The following is a 16,822-nucleotide window of genomic DNA, read 5'->3' as shown; positions in this document are numbered from 1 at the left end:
ACCGGAAAATGGTTCTCGCGACAATGCCCGAGATGCGCGATCACCCACTCGACCGCTGGTTTCGTGCGCACCACCTTCACCTGCGGATCCTGCTCGGGATCTGCGCCATCGCGTTGATCGTCGGCCTGGGCGCCGGGCTGGACCTCCTCGCTCAGATTGCGGGAATCGCGACGTTCATCAGCGGGACGTTGGTGATGCTGTATCTCCCGCGCTCCTCGCCCTGACGTTTCGGGTATTCCCGAGCATGTGGGTCGGTACGGCTTGGCGATCGCTCTCGCGGCTTGCGTGGTCTGCGTCGACTATGCGTGGGTCGCGGTCGCGGCTGAGCTCGCGGTGGTGGCCCTGTGTTTGTACGCGGGGCTCAAGGTGCGGGGTTGGCGCGCGCTGTGGCTCGCCGCGGCGGTGCTCGGTGGCGTCTTCGTCGGCGACGTGCTGTGGGCGGTCGGCTTTCCGCCGTTCGACCGCGACGACCTCTATGAGCCGTTGCCGATGCTGTTCCTCGCGGTGCCGGCGACGCCGATCTTCGTCGCGCTGCTCGCCGTAGGCGTCGCTGCCGGTCGACGTCGGCGCGGTGCTCCACCAAACGTATGGTAGAAATCAGCCATGGACGATCGGGGAGTCGTGGTCATCACCGGCGGTGCGGGTGGGGTGGGGCTGGCGACGGCGCGCCGTTTCGCCCGGACCCACGCCGTCGTCATCGCCGATCTGCGCGCTTCGGCGCTGGAGGACGCCGTCGCGGCACTCGACGCCGACGTGACGCCGGTCGTCTGCGAGGTCACCGTGCCCGACGCGGTCGACCGCCTGGTCGCGGTCGCAGGAGCGCTCGGTCCGATCGAACGTGTCGTCCACACCAGCGGGCTCTCGCCGAGCATGGCCGACGCCCGCACGATCTTGAACGTGAACCTCGTCGGGACGGCGATCGTGCTCGATGCCTTCCTTCCCGCGATCGCACCCGGCGGGTGCGCGGTGTGCGTCGCGTCGATCTCCGGTCATCGTGCGAGCCTCGACGCGCATGACGACCTGCTCGCCGATCCGCGCGATCCGGGGTTCCTGGATCGGGTCCAGGCGCGTGTGTCGCTCGAACGCCCCGGCGTGGGCTACGCGCTCTCGAAGCGCGGCGTGATGCTCCTCTGCGAGCAGCGGGCGCACGACTGGGCGGGCCGCCACGCACGCCTCGTGACGGTGTCTCCTGGGCTGATCGCGACACCCATGGGCGAGCTCGAGCGCGCGGCCGGTGCCAAGCGCCTGGAGAGCACGGCCGCGATCAACCGCCCCGCCAGCCCGGAGGAGATCGCCGCCGCGATCGACTTCCTGTCCGGACCTGAAGCGAGCTTCATCACGGGCATCGATCTCAAGGTCGACGGAGGCGCGATCGCCGGCTTCGCCCATCGCGCCGAGGACGACGTTCGCGACCAGTGGAACGACCCGTGGTACGCGGATGACCCGTGGACGCGTCAGGACGCGAGATCACGCGGCCGCACGTAGTCGACCAGGCTCCCGCAGCCCGGCGCGAGCTCGGACCAGCGCGAGAGCTCGAGGGTGGCGAGCGCACCGGTCGGGAACTTCGCTTGGAGATCGTCTCGCGTGGGGGAAGGCCGCGCGACGGCCAGCGCGAGCTCTTCGATCCCCGGGTTGTGGCCGATCAGCAGCACGCTGCCGATCTCGTCGGGCACCGCGCGCAGCAGCTCGAGCAACTCCGAGGCGCTCGCCGCATACACGCGGCGCTCGTAACGCACCGGCGCCCCCGCCAGCACCGCCTCGAGCCGCTCGTAGGTCTCGCGCGTCCGGAGCGACGTCGAGCACAGGACGAGGTCGGGAACGATCTCGCGCTCGGCCATGTGAGCGGCGATCGCCGCGGCGGCCCGCCGTCCGCGCGCGGCGAGCGGGCGGTCGTGATCGGCGAGCGCCGGGTCCGCCCAGCTCGACTTCGCGTGGCGCAGCAGGTACAGCACGGACGGCGTCATCGGAGCGCCGCGTCGGCGAGCGGGCTGCCGAAGATCACGAGCTCGGTGTCGCGCAACTCGAGCCCGGCGGCGTGCGCCTCGCCGCTGTGGTCGATCACCGCGAACAGCGTCAGTCCCCGCGCGGCGATCTCATCGGACAGGCGCTCGACGGGTACCGGCCTGGAGCTGAGTTTGGTGACGATCTGGTCGTTCATCGTTCCTCTTGTTCCTTCACGCGTGGGACCCAGACGAGTGAGAGCAGGAAGGTCGCCGTCATCACGCCGGCCATGACATAGAACACGGTCTGGGTGGAGTGCGCGAACGCGAGCTGGACGTCGTGCACGAGCGCGGACGGCTGGCCCCCGGCATGCGCCGCGACGCTGCCGAAGGAGGAGGCGACGCGGTGGGCGACGTCTGCGGGGACGCCGTCGGCGGTGAGCGCGCGGGTGACGTTGGCGTCGGTCTGCGTGACGAGGATCGCTCCGAGCACCGCGAGGCCCAGGCTGGCGCCGAAGTTGCGCGCGGTCTGGGTGATGCCGGTGACTTCGCTGTAGGCCGCGTTCGAGGCGCGGTTCAACGCGTCGGTGCTTGCCGGGGTGAGCATCAGGCCGATCCCGCCGCCGGCGATCGCGACGAACAGCCACTGGTCGCTGAGCGAGAGATCGGTGAGCCGGCCGGCGAGCAGGTAGAACCCCAGCGCGCTGATCGCGCTGCCGAGCACGATCGCGGGGCGCGCGCCGCGCCGGTCGAGGATCCGACCGCCGAGCTGGGACATGACGACGTAGCCGAGGAAGAAGTACAGGACGTACAGGCCGGCGTCGGTCGCTGTCGCGCCGAGCGAGACCTGCGCGTAGATGCTGGCGAAGAAGAAGAACGGGATGAACACCACCGACATCAGCCCCAGGACCGCGGTGTCGGCGGCGAAGGCGCGCTCGCGGAAGATCTGCAGTCGCAGCAACGGGTTCGCCCCGCTCAGCTCGCGCCGGACGAACGCCAGTCCGAGCAGCGCGCCGGCCGCGAGAGCGCCCCACGTTGCCGCGTTGCCCCAGCCCCAGGCGGCGGACTGCTGAAGGCCGAGCACGATCAGCGCCATCGCGCCCGTGATGAGCGCCGTGGCGCGGTAGTCCAGTCGCTCGCGGCGGATCTCGGTGTCCTCGACGGCGCGGCGGATCAGCGCGAGCGCGACGATCGCCACGGGGATGTTGATCCAGAAGATCGAGCGCCAGGTCCACTCGGTCAGATAGCCGCCGGCGATCGGGCCGATGGCGGTCATGCCACCCGCGACGCCGAAGAAGATCGCCATCGCCCGGCCGCGCTCGCGCTGCGGGAACGCCGCGGCGACGATCCCGACCGCCGCGGGGAACAGCAGCGCCGCGCCGGCCCCCTGGAGCACTCGCACGGAGATGATCCACGCCTCGGCGACGCCGCCGCTCGGAGTGATGCCGGCCAAGGCCGAGGCGACCGCGAAGCCGATCACCCCGAAGCTGACCATGCGCCGGCGACCGAGGACGTCGCCGAGCTTGCCGCCGAGGGCGAACAGCGCCGACAGCGACAGCAGATAGCCGTTGATGACCCATTGCGAGCCCGTGGCCGACAGCGACAACTCGCGCTGGATGTCCGGGATCGCGATGGCGACGATCGTCTGGTCGATGAACGTCATCGCGACCGCGAACACCATCGCGGTCAAGACGAGGGTGCGGCTCCGCGACGGAGAAGCGACGCGGAGAGGGCTGAGAGCGGCGAGTGCGGACATGGTTCGATGGTCCGCCCGTGGCCGTGTCGTCGCCAGTCCGATCGCGGGCGTAGTATTCCGTCCTGGAATGTCACTCGCGGATCCGCTCCCGGGCCGGGAACTGGCCGCGTTCGTCACCGCGGTCGAGTCGGGCACGGTGCAGGGCGCCGCGGACTCGCTGCAGCTGACGCAGTCGGCGGCGACCAAGCGCATCCAGGCGCTCGAGCGGCGCGTCGGGCGTCCGCTTCTCCAGCGCGGACCGGCGGGCGTCCAACCCACGCCGGACGGGTTGGTGCTCTACCCGCTGGCACGCGAGGCGCTGGCCGTGCTCGCGCGCGCCGAGGCAGCGCTGCGCTCGCCCCACGAGCTGCAGGTGCTACGGCTGCACGCCAGCCGGACGATCGGCGAGACGCTGCTGCCCGAGTGGCTGGCCGCCTTCCGCGCCACCAGCCCACGCTGTCACGTCGCCGCGACCGTGACCAACAGCGAGCAGGTGATCCGGGCCGTCCGCGACGGCGAGTGCGACATCGGCTTCGTCGAGGGTCCGCCGACCCGAACCCGCGGCCTCGCGGAGCTCGTCGTCGCCCACGACGAGATCGTCGCGGTCGTCGCCGCCGGTCACCCGTGGGCCCGCCGGTCATCCGTGCCGGTCCAGGCGCTTCGCAGCGATTCGTACTTCACCCGCGAAGAGGGCTCAGGCACCCGCGCCGTGGTCACCGACGCGCTTGCCGCCGCCGGTGTCGAGTTACAGCCCGAGATGGAGCTCGCGAGTGCCGAGTCGCTCAAGCGCGCTGTCCTCGCCGGCGGCTTCGCCCTGATCTCGGAGCGGACGGTCGCGACGGAGATCACCGCGGGAACGCTCGTCGCGATCCCGGTCGCGGATGCCCAGCTGCATCGTTCATTGCGCGCCGTGCGCCGCACGCGTCCGGCGCTCCAAGGGCCGGCGCGCGCGTTCTGGAACTGGCTCGGGCGCGCCGTCGACTAACTCCGCGAACGTCGCCCGAACGCGAAGTACGCGAGCGGTCCGATGAAGTTCACGAAGGACAGCGCCACCCAGACCCGTTTGCTGCCGCTGATCTCGGCGGCCGGACGGCGCCGCAGGTCCACGAGCGCGGCGAGATGGAGAGCGAGCTGGACCGTGCCCGCCCCGAGGATGGCCGTACGTTGACCGCTCGAGAGCTCGCTCCAGCGCTTCTTGGGACGTGGCGCCATGCGAACAGCCTACGCCAGGCTCAGCACCAGGTCGCGGACGGCCTCCGGCTGCGAGAGGAACGGGTGGTGACCGGCGGCGAGCTCCACGACGCGGTCCGCCCGGCGAGCGAACTCGCGTTGTCGTTGGGCGGGCGTGCCGCGGTCCTCGCCGCAGACGAGGTACGTCGTCGCCACGTGCGGCCAGGCGGTCGAGCGCACCGGCGCTCCGACGACCGCCAGGTTCTGACGCGCGGTTCGCTCCAGGGCGGCCCGCTGGAGCTCCGGATCGCAGTCCCGCAAGAACGTGTCGGCCAGCGTCTCCGCGAACACGGTGAACGTGCCGCCCTCGGGATCGAGATCGAGGTAGGGAGCGGGCTCCCCGCTGCCGAACGAGGAGAGGCTCTCCCCGATCTCGGCCAGGTAGCTCGCGACCAGCAGTCCGTGGCGCACGCTGTCGACACCCGCGGCGGCTTCGGCGGCGACGATGCCGCCGTAGGAGTGGGCGACCACGACCGTCGGCTCGTCGCTCGCCGTCAGGATCGCCCGGACGGCGGCGACGTCCTCGCTCAGTCCGCCGAGCGGCTCACCGGTCTCACCGCAACTCGGCAGGGCCGGCGCCTCGCTCGCGACGCCGCGCTCGGCGAGCAGCTCCGCGGTCGGGTGCCACCACCACGACCCGTCCTTGACGCACGCCCCATGTACGAAGACGACTCTCATCGTCCCGACAGTAGACGAACCAAACGTTACGTGAAAAAGTGCGCCCGTGGGACGGCACCCGCAACCGCAGATCAGGCAGCGACTGCTCGACGCGTGCACCGACTACGCGCTCGAGCACGGGCTGCCCGACCGGCTCGGGCCGCTGGCGACCGCCGCCGGCACCTCGAACCGGATGCTGATCTACCACTTCAAGACCCGCGACGGCCTGCTCCGCGAGATCCTCGGACAGGCGCGCCGGCGCCAGCTCGAGGCGTTCACCGACCTGCTGCGCGTCCGCCCCGAGGAGCCCTACGCGGCGACCCTGAGCCACGCGTGGTCGGCGATGACGGGCCCGCACGGGCGCCCGTATCTGCGTATGTTCGGCCGGCTCCACGACACCGCCGGCGAACCGCTCTGGCCCGGGTTCCGCCACGCCGCGACCACCGATTGGCTCGCGCCGCTCGAGCAGGGCATGGCGACCGTGGGTCGCCCCGAGCTCGCCACCGTCGTGCTCGCCGTCATCCGCGGTCTGCTCATGGACCTCGACGCCACCGGCGACGCCGCCCGCACCGACCAGGCGTTCCACGACTTCCTGGCGACGATCGGCTAGCGCGGAGCCCGCAGCAGCGTGAGCAGCGCGGTGAGCGGCTCGACCATGTCCACGGACTCGGGGTCGAGCAGGAACTGCAGCTGGAGCCCGTCCATCACAGCGGTCAGCAGCGTGGCGAGGTGGACGGCGTCGATCCCGGCGTCGAGCTCGCCCGCCTGCTGGGCCTCGTCGATGCCGTGCGCGAGCGCGGCGCGGACGCCTCGGTAGCGCTCCTGGAAATGGTCGTGGCCGGGGTGCTCCGGCGCGACGCTCTCGGCGGCGAGCACGGTGTAGAGGCGGACGAGGTCGGGCTCGCGCTGGTTGTCGGCGACGACGCCGATCAGGCCGTCCGCGAAGTCCGTCTCGTGGCGCTCCTCGGCGCGGGCGATGGAGGTCTCGTCGCGCAGGTCGAGGACGCCGAGCAGCAGGAGCGTCTTGGACGGGAAGTAGTGCAGGACGCCCTGGCGGCTGATGCCGACCTCGGCCGCGACCGCGTCCAGCGACGCGCCCCGGAACCCCTGGGCGGTGAACAGGCGCAGCGCGGCGCGCAGGATCCGCTCCCGCTGCTCGCGGCCTTCAGGCGTGGTGGTGCGCGGTCGCGTGGCGGCCATTGGTGAACAAGCGTACGCGCCGGCCGCCGAATGGCGACCGGCGCGGTCCGCTTACGGCGTGGTGGTCGACAGCGTGAACGTCAGCGTCTTGCTGTACGAACCGGTGCGCAGAGCGTCATTGGCACCGATGTGCTGCTTGAAGCCGACGGTGACCACGTCGTTTGACACCGGGGCGGTCCAGGCGGCCTTCGACAACGTCACCTCGAGCGGCGACGGCAGCGAGAACGTGCCGTTGGTCAGACGACCTGGGTCGGAATACGTCAGCGCCGCGTCACCCGCGGTCGAGATGACGTTCGCGGTCGTCGAGGCGGTGTAGTCCTTGTCCACACCCGGCGTGAACGCGCCGAAGGACGCGGACGCGCCGAGCGTCAGGGAGAGCGTCGCCGGCACCGTGCCGCCGACCCCGCCGGACTCGTCGCGGACCTTGCCGAACTGCAAGCAGTTCATCAGGTTGTACGAGACCTTCGCGGACGCGAACGGGTCGGGCGACTGGTCGTACTCCCAGTGGTAGTAGTCGACGTCGGCCGCGGCCTCGAAGATGCGCTTCCAGTCCGTCGTGTCCTGCGGGCCGCCGGCATCGGTCAGGCGGCCGAAGTCCAACGCGGGCGTCGGCTGCGTGCCGCCGCTCGGGTTGGAGCCCTTCACGTGCAGCATCGAGATGCGCTTGGAGTACTTGCGCAGGAAGGCGACGAGCTCGTCGGTGTTGTACTTGAGCCCCTCGAGCGCCCAGTGGACGTCGATCTCGAACGTCACCAGCGACGGATCGGTGTTGCGGATCACGACCTCCAGCGCCGGCACCTGCTCCGGCACGCCGTCACCCGTCACGTCGTAGGAGAGCTTCTTGGCGAACTCGTCGACGTGGTTGTGGCCGTAGACCCACAGGCCCTTCGCCCGCGCCTTGGTGCCGAGCTGATTGAGGACGTTCGCCATATTCAGCGCGCCCTCGACGGTGTTCATGTCGGTGCCGGCGGGCCAGCCGCCGGAGCCGACGTACTTCAGGCCGAGCGCCTGCGCCTGGTTCAGCCGCGCGTCCCACGTCGCGGTGTCGACCGCGCCGTGGTCGGCGACGGCGTGCATGCCATAGCTCTCGAACAGCTGGCGGTACTGCGCGTCGGTGTAGCCGAACGTGCCGTTGAAGTTCTCGAACGACTTGAAGCCGTCGGCCGAGAGCTGGGCGAACACGTTCTTGAGCGCCACCTGCATCTGCTCCGGCGTGTTGGGTGTGCCGCCGGGCGGGAAGAACTGGCCGTTGCCGAGCGGGATCGCCCCGAACACCGGCACGAGGTAGTTGTACAGCTGGAAGCTGATCTTGTCCTTGGGGATCGTGCCGTTGCACGACGGCGGCGTCTGCGCCTGCGCCGCCGGCGTGGCCGCGATCACCGCGGACGCCGCCAAGGTGGCGAGCGCGAGGGTCGTCCTTCTCACTTCGTCTACTCCTTCGTTCCGGTCCCGGAGAACGAGACCCAGTTGAGCGCCCCATAGCCGATGAACGGGATGACAGGGCCGTTGGGGATCTGCTTGAACACCAGGTACAGGCGCTTGGAGCCGGTGAAGCTCAGCGGCGCGCTGAAGTTCTGGAACGTGCTCGTGTTGCCGGTCGCCTTCAGGCGCACGGTCGTCAGGACCGGGCCGGTCGGGCTGCCATCACGGACCTCGACGTCGGCCAGCTCCGTCCCCACCGGGGTCACCGGGATGAACGGCGGGAAGCTGTCCGGCCCCGCGAAGCGCAGCGTGATCTGCTTGTCCATGTGCTCGAGGTTCACGGCGCGGTTGATCGCGATCCAGTCGCCCGGATCGAGGCTGTTGCGCGCCTGTCCGCCGCCCGGATCGGCCTCGCCGGCGGCGACGGTGCCCGTGCCCTCCTGGTCCTGCGCGTACTCGACCTGCTGGCGGCGCAGCTGCACCACGTGCTGGTCGGTCGCGGAGAGCGCCGGCATGCCACCCGAGCCCTTGTCGGTGTAGGTGGCGCTGATGCCACCCGCGATGTAGCCGCCGTGCGACGCGTCCTCGGCCAGCGTGTGCAGCGTGCCGCTGCAGCCCGTCTTGGCCTCCTCCGCGTGGCCGTGCGTGTCGTGCACGAGCACGAACGTCACGGTGACCCGCGAGCAGTCGATCGGTCCGTCCTCGGGATCGGAGGCCGTGACCGTGTACGGGATCGTGTCGCCCCACTCGAAGAAGTCGCCGTCGAGCGGGGTCGTGATGGTGATCGTCGGCGCGGTGTTGCCGACGATGATCTGGACCGTCTTGGTGTCGGTCTTGCCGGCCGAGTCGGTGACGGTCAGCTTGGCGGCGTAGATGCCGTTGGCGGTGTAGACGTGCGACGGGTTCGGGTCGGTCGAGTCGACCGTGCCGTTGCCGTCGAAGTCCCACGCGAAGCGGATCGAGTCACCCGGGTCCGGGTCACGCGAGCCGTCGCTCGAGAACTGCACGTTCAGCGGCGCGATGCCATTCGTGGGCGTCGCGTTCAGCGTCGCCTGCGGCGCGCGCTTGCCCTTGACGTACTCCCACCGGTACAGACCGGCGTCCGGGTTGGACTGGAAGAACCCGTCGCCGTAGGTCAGCAGGTAGTAGTTGCCGTCCGCGGCGAACTGCATGTCCATCGGGTTGTCGCACTCGAACGGGAACGGGGAGGTCTTCGAGAGCGCCGCTCCGCAGTCGAGGAAGCGGTTGATCTTGAAGATCCGGTTGTTCGCGTCGACGCGGACCTCGCGCAGCGTGTCGACGTTGAACTCGCCGAGGATGAACGCCCCGTCGTAGTACGGCGGGAACTTCGTCGCGCTCGGGTTGCTCGCGTCGTAGTGGTAGGGCGCGGCGCCATGCGGTGCCACACCGGTGGTGTAGAGCTCGGGGAAGAGCTGCGGGCAGGACGCCGCGCCGGACTCGTTGTAGGACGCCAGGCACGGGGTGCCGAGCGGGGGGTTGGCGTTGTCGCGGTACGAATACCAGATGTCCGGCTGGGCGACCGGCGGGACGTTGACGCGGCCCGGCTCCGACGCCGGGTCGACCGTCTGACCGGTGTTCCAGCGCGACCGGTTCTCCGGACCGCCCTCGGGGTTGCCGCACTCGTACGCCTCGGGCGGCGAGTCCAACGGCTTGGTGGTGTTGAAGTTCCAGCGGTAGTACGGGAGGTTCGGCGAATAGCACAGCGGCCAGCCGTAGTTGGACGCCTTGCGCACCACCTCGACGCGCCCGGTCCCCGCCGGGCCCCGGTACTGCTCGGGCACGTTGGAGTCGGGCGAGTAGTCCGTCACGTACGCGACGTCGTTCTGGTCGACCTGGATCCGGAACGGGTTGCGGAAGCCCATCGCGTAGATCTCCGGCCGCGTCCGGTCGCCCGCGTCCTGTGCCTCCGGGAACAGGTTCCCCGCCGGTGACGTGTAGCTGCCGTTCGCGTTGACGTGGATGCGCAGGACCTTGCCGCGCAGGTCGTTCGTGTTGCCTGCGCTGCGGCGGGCGTCGACGTACGGCGCCTGGAACCAGTTGCCCTGCTGGGTGGTGGCGACGGTCGCGCCGGTCGCGGTCATCTGCGGCACGTCGCGCTGCGCGTAGCGGCCGTCGAACTGCACGGTCGTGCCGGTGACGATGACGTCGCCGGGGTCGATGTTCGACAGGCCCTCGAGCGCCGTCCGGATCTCGGTGGCCGTCGCGTTCGCCGTGAGCGGCGCAGTGGTCGTCTGGCCGTCGAAGGTCAGCGTGAAGGCGCCCGACGGGGTGACGGTCTGCGTCTCGTCGGTCTTCATGTCGTTGTGGGGCGAGAAGCCGCCCGAGTTGCCGCCGCCCGAGGGCGTGTCATCGCCGGTGACGAGCCACAGGTTGTTGTGCTTGTCGAAGTCGATGTCACCCGCCACGTGGCAACACGCGCCGCGGTTGTTGCTGACCCGCAGGATCTTCTGTTCGGTGCTCAGGTCGAGGTGCGGGTCGGCGCCGTCGACGAACTTGAAGCGGCTGAGCTGGAAGTAGCCGACGTAGTCGTCCCACGCGCTCAGCGACGGCGCGGTCGTGGGCGCGCTGCTGTTCGGCGGCGTCGTGATCGTCCGCACCGTGCCGTCGGACTGCTTGACGTTGGTGACGGTCTGCGGTGCGTAGTAGAGGTACACCCACTTGTTGGACGCGAAGTCGTTGTCGACCGCGGGGCCGTAGAGGCCGTCCTCGGAGTTGGTGTAGACCGGCAGCGTGGCGACGACCTTCGAGCTGCCGTCCTTCGGGTCGTGCAGGCGCAGCTCGCCGCCGCGGGCGGTCTGCAGCAGGCGGCCGTCGGGGAGGACGTCGAAGCCGATCGGCTCCCGCAGGCCGGGGCTGCCGGCGACGGTGTTGTCGGACATCTTGACCTGCTGGTAGTTGGCCAGCACGGTCGCGCCGCAGTCGCTGTAGACGGGATCGGCCTCGCCTGCGGTCCACTGGATCGCGCCCGCGAGGTGGCGGCGGATGTCGGTGCCGGAGAAGTCGCCGTTGGCGCCGGCGTTCGTGTAGAAGGCGCGACCGCCCTGGTAGTCCTTGCACCAGGCGATCGGATGATCGGCGAGCGCCTTCATCTTGCCGCCGGCGTAGGTGTTCTCGTCCACGGTCGCGAGCACATGTGCGAGGCCGCGGACGTTGTCCTTGAAGTTGTAGAAGCGGTCGCTGCGCTTCCAGTACTCGGGCAGCGACTTGCTCGCCTCGTGCACGCGGTCGGCGACCTTGATCGTGGCCTCGGCCTGCACGGGCGCGCCATCGGCGCGGGTGCCGAGCAGCTGGGTCAGGTAGGACCACTGCGGCTCGGACTCGATCGCGGAGCCGACGGCCAGCAGGCCGCCGCCGTCCTTGTAGTAGGCCTCGAAGGCGGACTCCTGCGCGGCGTTCAGCGGCGAGCCGATGTCACCGAGCAGGACGACCGCGCGGAAGTCCTTCAGCCGCGCGAAGATCGTGGGGTCATCGCTCTGGGTGACCTTGAAGCCGCCGTCCTTGGCCAGGTCCTTCAGCGCGTCGACGCCCGGGCCGTTCGGGCCGAAGGCGAGGACGTCGAACTTCGGGCCGGTCGTGGGACCGGGCGCCGGGAGCGGGGCGGGGGTGGTCGGTGCCGGCTTGCGTGTCGCCAGCTTGAGCTTGCGGGTGGCGTAGCGGCAGTCCGTGGCACGCGTGCCGACACGGGCGCAGGCGCGCAGGTAGTAGCTGCCGTCGGCGAGTGACTTCGGCAGCGTGACCTTCAGCGAGTAACGCGCGGTCCTGCCCGCCTTGATGCGGGCGGTGCTCTTGGCTCCGAGCGTCGTCGCGCGCCCGGTCTTGGTCTTGCGCAGCGTCAGCGTGACGCGCGCTCTCGCGCTCTTGCGCGTCTGGTTCGTCAGCCGTCCGGAGACGGTCAGTTTCGCCCCCGGCGTCACGGCCGTCTTGGGCGGCGAGCTGATCGACCGCACCTTGGTGGAAGGCGTGGCCGCCTGGGATGCGCCTGCCGGGAGCGCGACGAGCGCGCACGCAGACAGGCCTGCCAGTGACCTGGCAAGTCGCATCGACAACGTGTTCCTCTCCTCTGTTCTGCTGTCCCGCGCGGCCGGCGCGCACTGCCGGCCGGCGGGCGTGAGAGGCAACCTACTGACAGTAGGTCGTTTCGTCAAGCAGCCGACGAAAGGTCTGTCGCCCGGCTCCAAAACGGGTGGGTTGACGCCGCGCCGACACGGGCATACATTCGGTGGTACTCAGCGCGCGGAATGTTCGTATGCGCAACCCGGTTCGATCAGAAGCCGACGCCTTCCACATCGTGGTCGGCAGCACGGCGGTCATCATCGCCGCGGCGGCTCTGGGCGCGCTCGTCAGCCCGCTGGTGGGTATCGCGCTGCTGGTCGGCGCGGTCGCGGGCGGGTTGATCTGGGAGTTCGCGACGGTCGATCCGGACCGGCGGCGCCCGCTGCGAGAGGCCGCGGCCGACGGCCGGCGCTTCGGGTCCTCCAACCGGCGGCGCGTGTTGGTCGTCGCCAACCGGACGCTCGGGACGGACGAGTTGCGCGACAAGTTGCTCGAGCACGCGCGCCGAGGCGACGAGTTGCACCTCGTCGCGCCGATCCTCGCCTCGCGGGCGCACTACATCGCCTCGGACATCGATCGTGAGTACGAGGACGCGCGGACCCGGCTCGGCGACGTCCTGGCGTGGGCCGACGCCCAGGGCGTGGCGATGACCGGGCGCGTCGGCGATCCGAACGCCGCGCTCGGCGCGATCGAGGACGAGTTGCGGCGCTCGCGTGCCGACGAGGTCCTGATCTCGACGCTGCCTCCACAGCGGTCCAACTGGCTCGAGGCCGGGATCCTCGAGCGGCTGCGGGAGGAGCTCGACGTGCCGGTCAGCCACCTCGTGGCCGACCCCGCGCTCGCACCCCGCGTCTGATCGCGAACATCCCCCGTTGGGGTGTGGACCGGGTGTTCGCCGCCGGCGATCGTCCCGACGTGTTAACGCATGAACGGAACTACGCGCTTGGTCGGCGCGCTGGTTCTCGGCGTCGCGGCGCTTGCGTCGGGACCGATCGAGCGCGCGTACTCGGCCACCGGTCTCGTCACGCTGGAAGCGGAGGCGATGTCAGCAGCAGGCACGATCAAGACGGATGCGACGGCCAGCGGCGGTCGTGACGTCATGTTGTCGGGCAACGGCTCGGTCTCCGCCAAGGTCAACCTGCCGAGCTCGGCGACGAGCGTCACCGTGCGCGCCAAGGGCGACCAATGCCTCGGCGCTCCCGCGCTGGCCGTGAAGGTGGACGGCTCGACCGTCGGTACGTTCTCCGTGAGCGCCACGACGTGGTCGACCTACGTGGTCACGAGGTCGATCGCCACGGGGACTCGCACGCTCACGCTGGCGTACACGAACGACCGCACGAGCTCGAGGTGCAACCGCAGGCTCTACCTGGACGTGTCGACGCTCGCCGTGCCGACGCCGATCGCGACCGGGACGCCCACGCCCGCGGCGACCGCGACGCCGTCGCCGACCGCCACGCCCACGCCCAGCGCGACCCCCACGCCCACCGCGACGCCCACGCCCACAGCGACCGCGACGCCGTCGCCGACCGCCACGCCCACGCCCACCGCGACGCCCACGCCCACCGCGACCCCCACGCCCAGCGCGACCCCCACGCCCACGCCGACCGCGACGCCCACGCCTGGCTTCTCCGTGCGCCACCTCTGGACCAACAGCGACGTGGCATCGGCCTTCAACGCCCTCACCGACAGCGCGAAGACGGACGTCTTCATCGCGCACAGCTCCGACTCTTACGCCGCCGCCGACGCGTACCACCTCAATCGCCCGGCCGGCCAGGCCTACTTCTACGTCGACTTCGGCGTCGCCGGCGACCCGTGCTGCGTGGCGAGCGTGCTCGACGCGGCGACGGTCGAGGCCAAGGGCTGGTGGGCGACCCGCAACGGCGCCAAGATCCCCAACCCGTGGGGCGGCTCGAGCTGGCTCGTCGACCTCGGCAAGCCCGGCGTCGCCGACGCCTACGTCGCTGCGCTGAAGGCGAAGTGGGGCACCCGCAACTGGCAGGGCATCTTCGCCGACGACGTGAACGCGTGGCGCAACCTCGGCTACACGATCGACGGCTACACGAGCGCGAGCGACTGGATCAACCGCGCCGTGGTCCCGCTGATGCGCACGGTGACCACCGCGATCGCCACGACCAAGGGCGGCACCGTCATCCCCAACATCGGCAACTGGCCGCAGGAGCCGGACATGAACGCCGTCGCCGACGTCGCCTCCGGCGGCCTGAACGAGTGGTTCCTCACGTGGGGCGGCGGCGCCGGCCAGGGGATCGGCGAGATCGAGAACGAGTACGCGAGCATGCGCCGCGCGATCGCCGCCGGTCGCACCTACCTCGGCATCGTCCACTCGACCACGCTGACCCGCTACGCCTTCTGCGCGGCGGCGATCATGGGCGAGCGCGACAAGGTCCTGATCACCAATCAGACCGCCTACGGCTCCGCCCCGCTGGCGTGGGACCCGGTGTTCGAGCTCGACCTCGGCGCACCGCTCGAGGCCACCCGCCACACGACGGGCTCACCCACATGGGCCCGCCGCTTCACGAACCGCACGCTGACGATCGACACGACCGCCCAGACCTGCACGATCGCGTGAGTTCGCAAGGGGGTGGGCGACATGGAGGTCCGTGGTGGACCTTCCCGTCGCCCACCCCCCGGGGCTAGCCGGCGACAGCCTCCTCGGCCCACGCCGGGCGGACGTACACCCCGCCGGGGACGCCGCCGACACACAGGACCCGCAGCCCCGCGGGGCCTGACGTCAGTACCCGCGCCACGCCCGCGTCAACCGCCACGAGGTGGTCGGCGTCGAGCGCCTGCGGAACGCCGTCGACCAGCACGGCGCCCGCGCCGCTCAAGGCGACGTAGAGCTCCTGCTGACCGGTCTCGGCCTCGTCGTGGGAAGCGGTCGTGTAGTCCGGCGGCAGCTCCATGATGTTCACGCCGAAGGCGGTGATCCCGAGGCCGGCGCCGACGAGCTTCGCGAACCCGTCCCAGATGGTCGGCAGGTCATCGATCGCGGTCATGACGTCGCCCCCGCCAGGTTGCGGGTGATCGCGGCCATCGTCATGTCATGCGCGCGGACCGGGCTGAGCTCGATCAGCTCCACCGGCTCGAGCGTCTGGACGAAATGGCCCGGGCGCAGGTGGTACGCCTCGCCCGCCGTGACGATCTCGTCCGGTCCGTCCAGGTAGGACACGCGGAACGACCCGCTCAGCACGTAGCCCCAGTGAGGGCACTGGCAGCGGTCGTCGGGCAGGCCGGCGAACGGGGACGCGTCCGGCGGGAAGTGGGCGGGCATCGACTCGAACGCGAACCGCATCGAGTCCCAGTCGACGGTCCGGCCTTCGTAGTCGCCGAAGACCATCGCGGTCAGGTCAGCTCTGGACGCGTGCATGGACGATGCTCCCTTCGAGGGTGTGGTTGAGGTAGAGCAGACAGGCGAGGCCGATCGCCGCCGGGCCGACCCCGGAGACGAGCAGCCCGGTGCGGGCGCCGAACGCCCCGACGACGACGCCGCCGAGCGCGAGCGCTCCCAGCTCGGCGCCGTTGCGGGCGCCGTTGTAGGCGGCGAACGCGCGGCCCCGCAGCGCCTCGGGCACGCGCTCGTGGATCAGCGTGCGCAGTAGGACGTTCTTCAAGCCGTGGGCGACGCCGCCGAACGCGAAGCCGATCAGTGCCGTCCACAGCACGGGCGCCACCGCGGCGCCCGCGAGGCCGAGGCCCTGCGCGACGATCGCGCCCAGCGCCACGACGGCGAGCCGCCCCGGCGGGACACGGCCCGGCAGGCCGGCGGCGCCGAACAGCATCCCGACCGTCCAGGCGCTGATCAGCAGCCCGTAGCCGAAGCTCCCGGCACCGAGCACGTCGGTGACGAAGAACGGCTCCGCCGTGGCCGAGATCGTGAACACGCACAGCGCCGCGATCGCGCCGGCGAGCGTCACCGCCAGCGTGCGGTCGGCGACCAGGAACGCGACGCCCGCGCGGGCCCGCTCGGTGCGCACCGGCCTGCGGCGCGCACGCAGCAGGCAGGCCGCGCCGGCGACGACGAGGAACGACAACGCGTCGATCGCCAGCGCCAGCCGCAACTGCCCCGCCGCGCCCAGCACGCCGCCGATCAACGGACCGGCGGAGAAGCCGAGCGCGCGCACGCTCTCCATCGCCCCGTTCGCGCGCGAGAGCGGGACGTCGCCGGCGGCGGCGGGGACGAGCGCGAACTCGGCCGGCTGGCTGAGCGCGACCGTGAACCCGAGCAGCGCGACGAGCACCAGCACGAGCCAGAGCGTGTCGACGCTCGCGACCAGGGCGAGAGCGGTCGCCGCCTGCACCAGCGAGACGCCGATCAGCAGCGCGCGGTTCTCGAAGCGGTCGACGATCGCGCCCGCGAGCCCCGCACCGAGCACGACCGGCGCCCACAGCGCGAAGAACACGGCTGACACCGCGAACGTCGACCCCGTGGCCGATCGCACGTGCAGCACCAGCGGGATCAGGGCGAGGAAGTCGCCGAGGGCGGAGAGGCCGGCCGCGCCGGCGAGCAGGCGGAGGTCGCGGGTCATGAGGGCGATCCTCCTCGGCG

Annotated in this window: 18 protein-coding genes; 7 read left to right on the top strand and 11 right to left on the bottom strand. The window is 70.8% G+C overall.

The features are described 5' to 3' along the window. Positions 1 to 32 precede the first annotated feature (32 nt). Genes G569_RS0115130 through G569_RS48670 form a run of 3 tightly spaced genes read left to right on the top strand, consistent with a single transcriptional unit; the run spans position 33 to position 1,485 of the window. On the top strand, positions 33 to 224 hold the full coding sequence (locus tag G569_RS0115130) for a hypothetical protein (RefSeq protein ID WP_157592060.1): 192 nt from the start codon (positions 33 to 35) through the stop codon (positions 222 to 224). 37 nt (positions 225 to 261) lie between these two features. Beyond that, positions 262 to 594, top strand: coding sequence for a hypothetical protein (locus tag G569_RS0115125; RefSeq protein WP_157592059.1), 333 nt, complete (start codon positions 262 to 264; stop codon positions 592 to 594). A gap of 9 nt (positions 595 to 603) precedes the next feature. After that, complete coding sequence (locus tag G569_RS48670; RefSeq protein WP_084284989.1) at positions 604 to 1,485, top strand: SDR family oxidoreductase; 882 nt, start codon at positions 604 to 606, stop codon at positions 1,483 to 1,485. Here G569_RS48670 and G569_RS0115115 read toward each other — a convergent pair. The 3 genes from G569_RS0115115 to G569_RS48665 are packed head-to-tail and all read right to left on the bottom strand — an operon-like array spanning position 1,455 to position 3,621. Continuing rightward, entirely contained in the window at positions 1,455 to 1,964 is a 510-nt protein-coding gene (locus G569_RS0115115) for a SixA phosphatase family protein (protein WP_028064015.1), read from the bottom strand. The two genes, G569_RS48670 and G569_RS0115115, sit on opposite strands and share 31 nt — an antisense overlap. Continuing rightward, entirely contained in the window at positions 1,961 to 2,158 is a 198-nt protein-coding gene (locus G569_RS0115110; RefSeq protein WP_028064014.1) for a DUF302 domain-containing protein, read from the bottom strand. The genes G569_RS0115115 and G569_RS0115110 overlap by 4 nt, the downstream gene beginning before the upstream one ends. After that, the gene (locus tag G569_RS48665) at positions 2,155 to 3,621 is read right to left on the bottom strand and encodes an MFS transporter (protein WP_053226416.1); all 1,467 of its coding nucleotides are present in this window, start codon (positions 3,619 to 3,621) and stop codon (positions 2,155 to 2,157) included. The genes G569_RS0115110 and G569_RS48665 overlap by 4 nt, the downstream gene beginning before the upstream one ends. Before the next feature lie 142 nt (positions 3,622 to 3,763). Here G569_RS48665 and G569_RS62625 point away from each other — a divergent pair, with 142 nt between their 5' ends. Next, positions 3,764 to 4,660, top strand: coding sequence for a LysR family transcriptional regulator (locus tag G569_RS62625; RefSeq protein WP_028064013.1), 897 nt, complete (start codon positions 3,764 to 3,766; stop codon positions 4,658 to 4,660). On the opposite strand, the gene G569_RS0115095 is transcribed toward G569_RS62625, so the two are convergent. Further along, positions 4,657 to 4,887, bottom strand: a complete 231-nt coding sequence (locus G569_RS0115095) for a PLD nuclease N-terminal domain-containing protein (protein ID WP_028064012.1) — start codon at positions 4,885 to 4,887, stop codon at positions 4,657 to 4,659. The genes G569_RS62625 and G569_RS0115095 overlap by 4 nt on opposite strands. 9 nt (positions 4,888 to 4,896) lie before the next feature. Next, positions 4,897 to 5,583, bottom strand: coding sequence for an alpha/beta hydrolase (locus tag G569_RS0115090; RefSeq protein ID WP_028064011.1), 687 nt, complete (start codon positions 5,581 to 5,583; stop codon positions 4,897 to 4,899). Between the two features lie 46 nt (positions 5,584 to 5,629). On the opposite strand from G569_RS0115090, the gene G569_RS48660 reads away from it, so the two are divergent. Then, entirely contained in the window at positions 5,630 to 6,172 is a 543-nt protein-coding gene (locus tag G569_RS48660; RefSeq protein WP_037496664.1) for a TetR/AcrR family transcriptional regulator, read from the top strand. Here the strand turns inward: G569_RS48660 and G569_RS48655 are convergent. Genes G569_RS48655 through G569_RS58045 form a run of 3 tightly spaced genes read right to left on the bottom strand, consistent with a single transcriptional unit; the run spans position 6,169 to position 12,245 of the window. After that, entirely contained in the window at positions 6,169 to 6,762 is a 594-nt protein-coding gene (locus G569_RS48655; RefSeq protein WP_037496661.1) for a TetR/AcrR family transcriptional regulator, read from the bottom strand. The genes G569_RS48660 and G569_RS48655 overlap by 4 nt on opposite strands. A gap of 51 nt (positions 6,763 to 6,813) precedes the next feature. Next, a complete protein-coding gene (locus tag G569_RS0115075; RefSeq protein ID WP_028064010.1) occupies positions 6,814 to 8,187 on the bottom strand; it encodes a sugar phosphate isomerase/epimerase family protein in 1,374 nt (457 codons plus the stop codon). 5 nt (positions 8,188 to 8,192) lie between these two features. Continuing rightward, on the bottom strand, positions 8,193 to 12,245 hold the full coding sequence (locus G569_RS58045; RefSeq protein WP_084284986.1) for a ThuA domain-containing protein: 4,053 nt from the start codon (positions 12,243 to 12,245) through the stop codon (positions 8,193 to 8,195). A gap of 206 nt (positions 12,246 to 12,451) precedes the next feature. Here G569_RS58045 and G569_RS0115065 point away from each other — a divergent pair, with 206 nt between their 5' ends. Both G569_RS0115065 and G569_RS48645 read left to right on the top strand, forming a co-directional pair. Next, positions 12,452 to 13,114 (top strand): hypothetical protein, encoded by a 663-nt coding sequence (locus G569_RS0115065; RefSeq protein WP_028064009.1) that lies wholly within the window; start codon positions 12,452 to 12,454, stop codon positions 13,112 to 13,114. A gap of 69 nt (positions 13,115 to 13,183) precedes the next feature. Continuing rightward, positions 13,184 to 14,845: a carbohydrate-binding domain-containing protein gene (locus G569_RS48645; RefSeq protein WP_037496658.1), complete on the top strand. Its 1,662-nt coding sequence runs from the start codon at positions 13,184 to 13,186 to the stop codon at positions 14,843 to 14,845. A 64-nt stretch (positions 14,846 to 14,909) separates the two neighbouring features. On the opposite strand, the gene G569_RS48640 is transcribed toward G569_RS48645, so the two are convergent. From G569_RS48640 to G569_RS0115045, 3 genes are read right to left on the bottom strand one after another with little or no spacing between them, the layout of a single operon-like run. Then, positions 14,910 to 15,272 (bottom strand): hypothetical protein, encoded by a 363-nt coding sequence (locus tag G569_RS48640; protein WP_037496655.1) that lies wholly within the window; start codon positions 15,270 to 15,272, stop codon positions 14,910 to 14,912. Next, positions 15,269 to 15,643 (bottom strand): cupin domain-containing protein, encoded by a 375-nt coding sequence (locus G569_RS48635; protein WP_064750360.1) that lies wholly within the window; start codon positions 15,641 to 15,643, stop codon positions 15,269 to 15,271. The genes G569_RS48640 and G569_RS48635 overlap by 4 nt, the downstream gene beginning before the upstream one ends. Then, positions 15,624 to 16,802, bottom strand: a complete 1,179-nt coding sequence (locus G569_RS0115045) for an MFS transporter (RefSeq protein ID WP_028064008.1) — start codon at positions 16,800 to 16,802, stop codon at positions 15,624 to 15,626. The genes G569_RS48635 and G569_RS0115045 overlap by 20 nt, the downstream gene beginning before the upstream one ends. Positions 16,803 to 16,822 lie beyond the last annotated feature (20 nt).

It is taken from the genome of Solirubrobacter soli DSM 22325 (assembly GCF_000423665.1).
GTDB classification, from domain to species: domain Bacteria; phylum Actinomycetota; class Thermoleophilia; order Solirubrobacterales; family Solirubrobacteraceae; genus Solirubrobacter; species Solirubrobacter soli.
Note: the sequence above shows the minus strand (reverse complement) of the source record. Positions and strands in the feature narration are given on the sequence as shown.

Excerpts from the sequence above, each read along its gene's own strand:
- G569_RS0115130 (WP_157592060.1), top strand. The coding sequence starts at position 33 with ATGCGCGATCACCCACTCGACCGCTGGTTTCGTGCGCACCACCTTCAC.
- G569_RS48670 (WP_084284989.1), top strand. The coding sequence starts at position 604 with ATGGACGATCGGGGAGTCGTGGTCATCACCGGCGGTGCGGGTGGGGTG.
- G569_RS0115115 (WP_028064015.1), bottom strand. The coding sequence starts at position 1,964 with ATGACGCCGTCCGTGCTGTACCTGCTGCGCCACGCGAAGTCGAGCTGG.
- G569_RS0115110 (WP_028064014.1), bottom strand. The coding sequence starts at position 2,158 with ATGAACGACCAGATCGTCACCAAACTCAGCTCCAGGCCGGTACCCGTC.
- G569_RS48665 (WP_053226416.1), bottom strand. The coding sequence starts at position 3,621 with ATGGTGTTCGCGGTCGCGATGACGTTCATCGACCAGACGATCGTCGCC.
- G569_RS62625 (WP_028064013.1), top strand. The coding sequence starts at position 3,764 with ATGTCACTCGCGGATCCGCTCCCGGGCCGGGAACTGGCCGCGTTCGTC.
- G569_RS0115095 (WP_028064012.1), bottom strand. The coding sequence starts at position 4,887 with ATGGCGCCACGTCCCAAGAAGCGCTGGAGCGAGCTCTCGAGCGGTCAA.
- G569_RS0115090 (WP_028064011.1), bottom strand. The coding sequence starts at position 5,583 with ATGAGAGTCGTCTTCGTACATGGGGCGTGCGTCAAGGACGGGTCGTGG.
- G569_RS48655 (WP_037496661.1), bottom strand. The coding sequence starts at position 6,762 with ATGGCCGCCACGCGACCGCGCACCACCACGCCTGAAGGCCGCGAGCAG.
- G569_RS58045 (WP_084284986.1), bottom strand. The coding sequence starts at position 12,245 with ATGCGACTTGCCAGGTCACTGGCAGGCCTGTCTGCGTGCGCGCTCGTC.
- G569_RS0115065 (WP_028064009.1), top strand. The coding sequence starts at position 12,452 with ATGCGCAACCCGGTTCGATCAGAAGCCGACGCCTTCCACATCGTGGTC.
- G569_RS48645 (WP_037496658.1), top strand. The coding sequence starts at position 13,184 with ATGAACGGAACTACGCGCTTGGTCGGCGCGCTGGTTCTCGGCGTCGCG.
- G569_RS48640 (WP_037496655.1), bottom strand. The coding sequence starts at position 15,272 with ATGACCGCGATCGATGACCTGCCGACCATCTGGGACGGGTTCGCGAAG.
- G569_RS48635 (WP_064750360.1), bottom strand. The coding sequence starts at position 15,643 with ATGCACGCGTCCAGAGCTGACCTGACCGCGATGGTCTTCGGCGACTAC.
- G569_RS0115045 (WP_028064008.1), bottom strand. The coding sequence starts at position 16,802 with ATGACCCGCGACCTCCGCCTGCTCGCCGGCGCGGCCGGCCTCTCCGCC.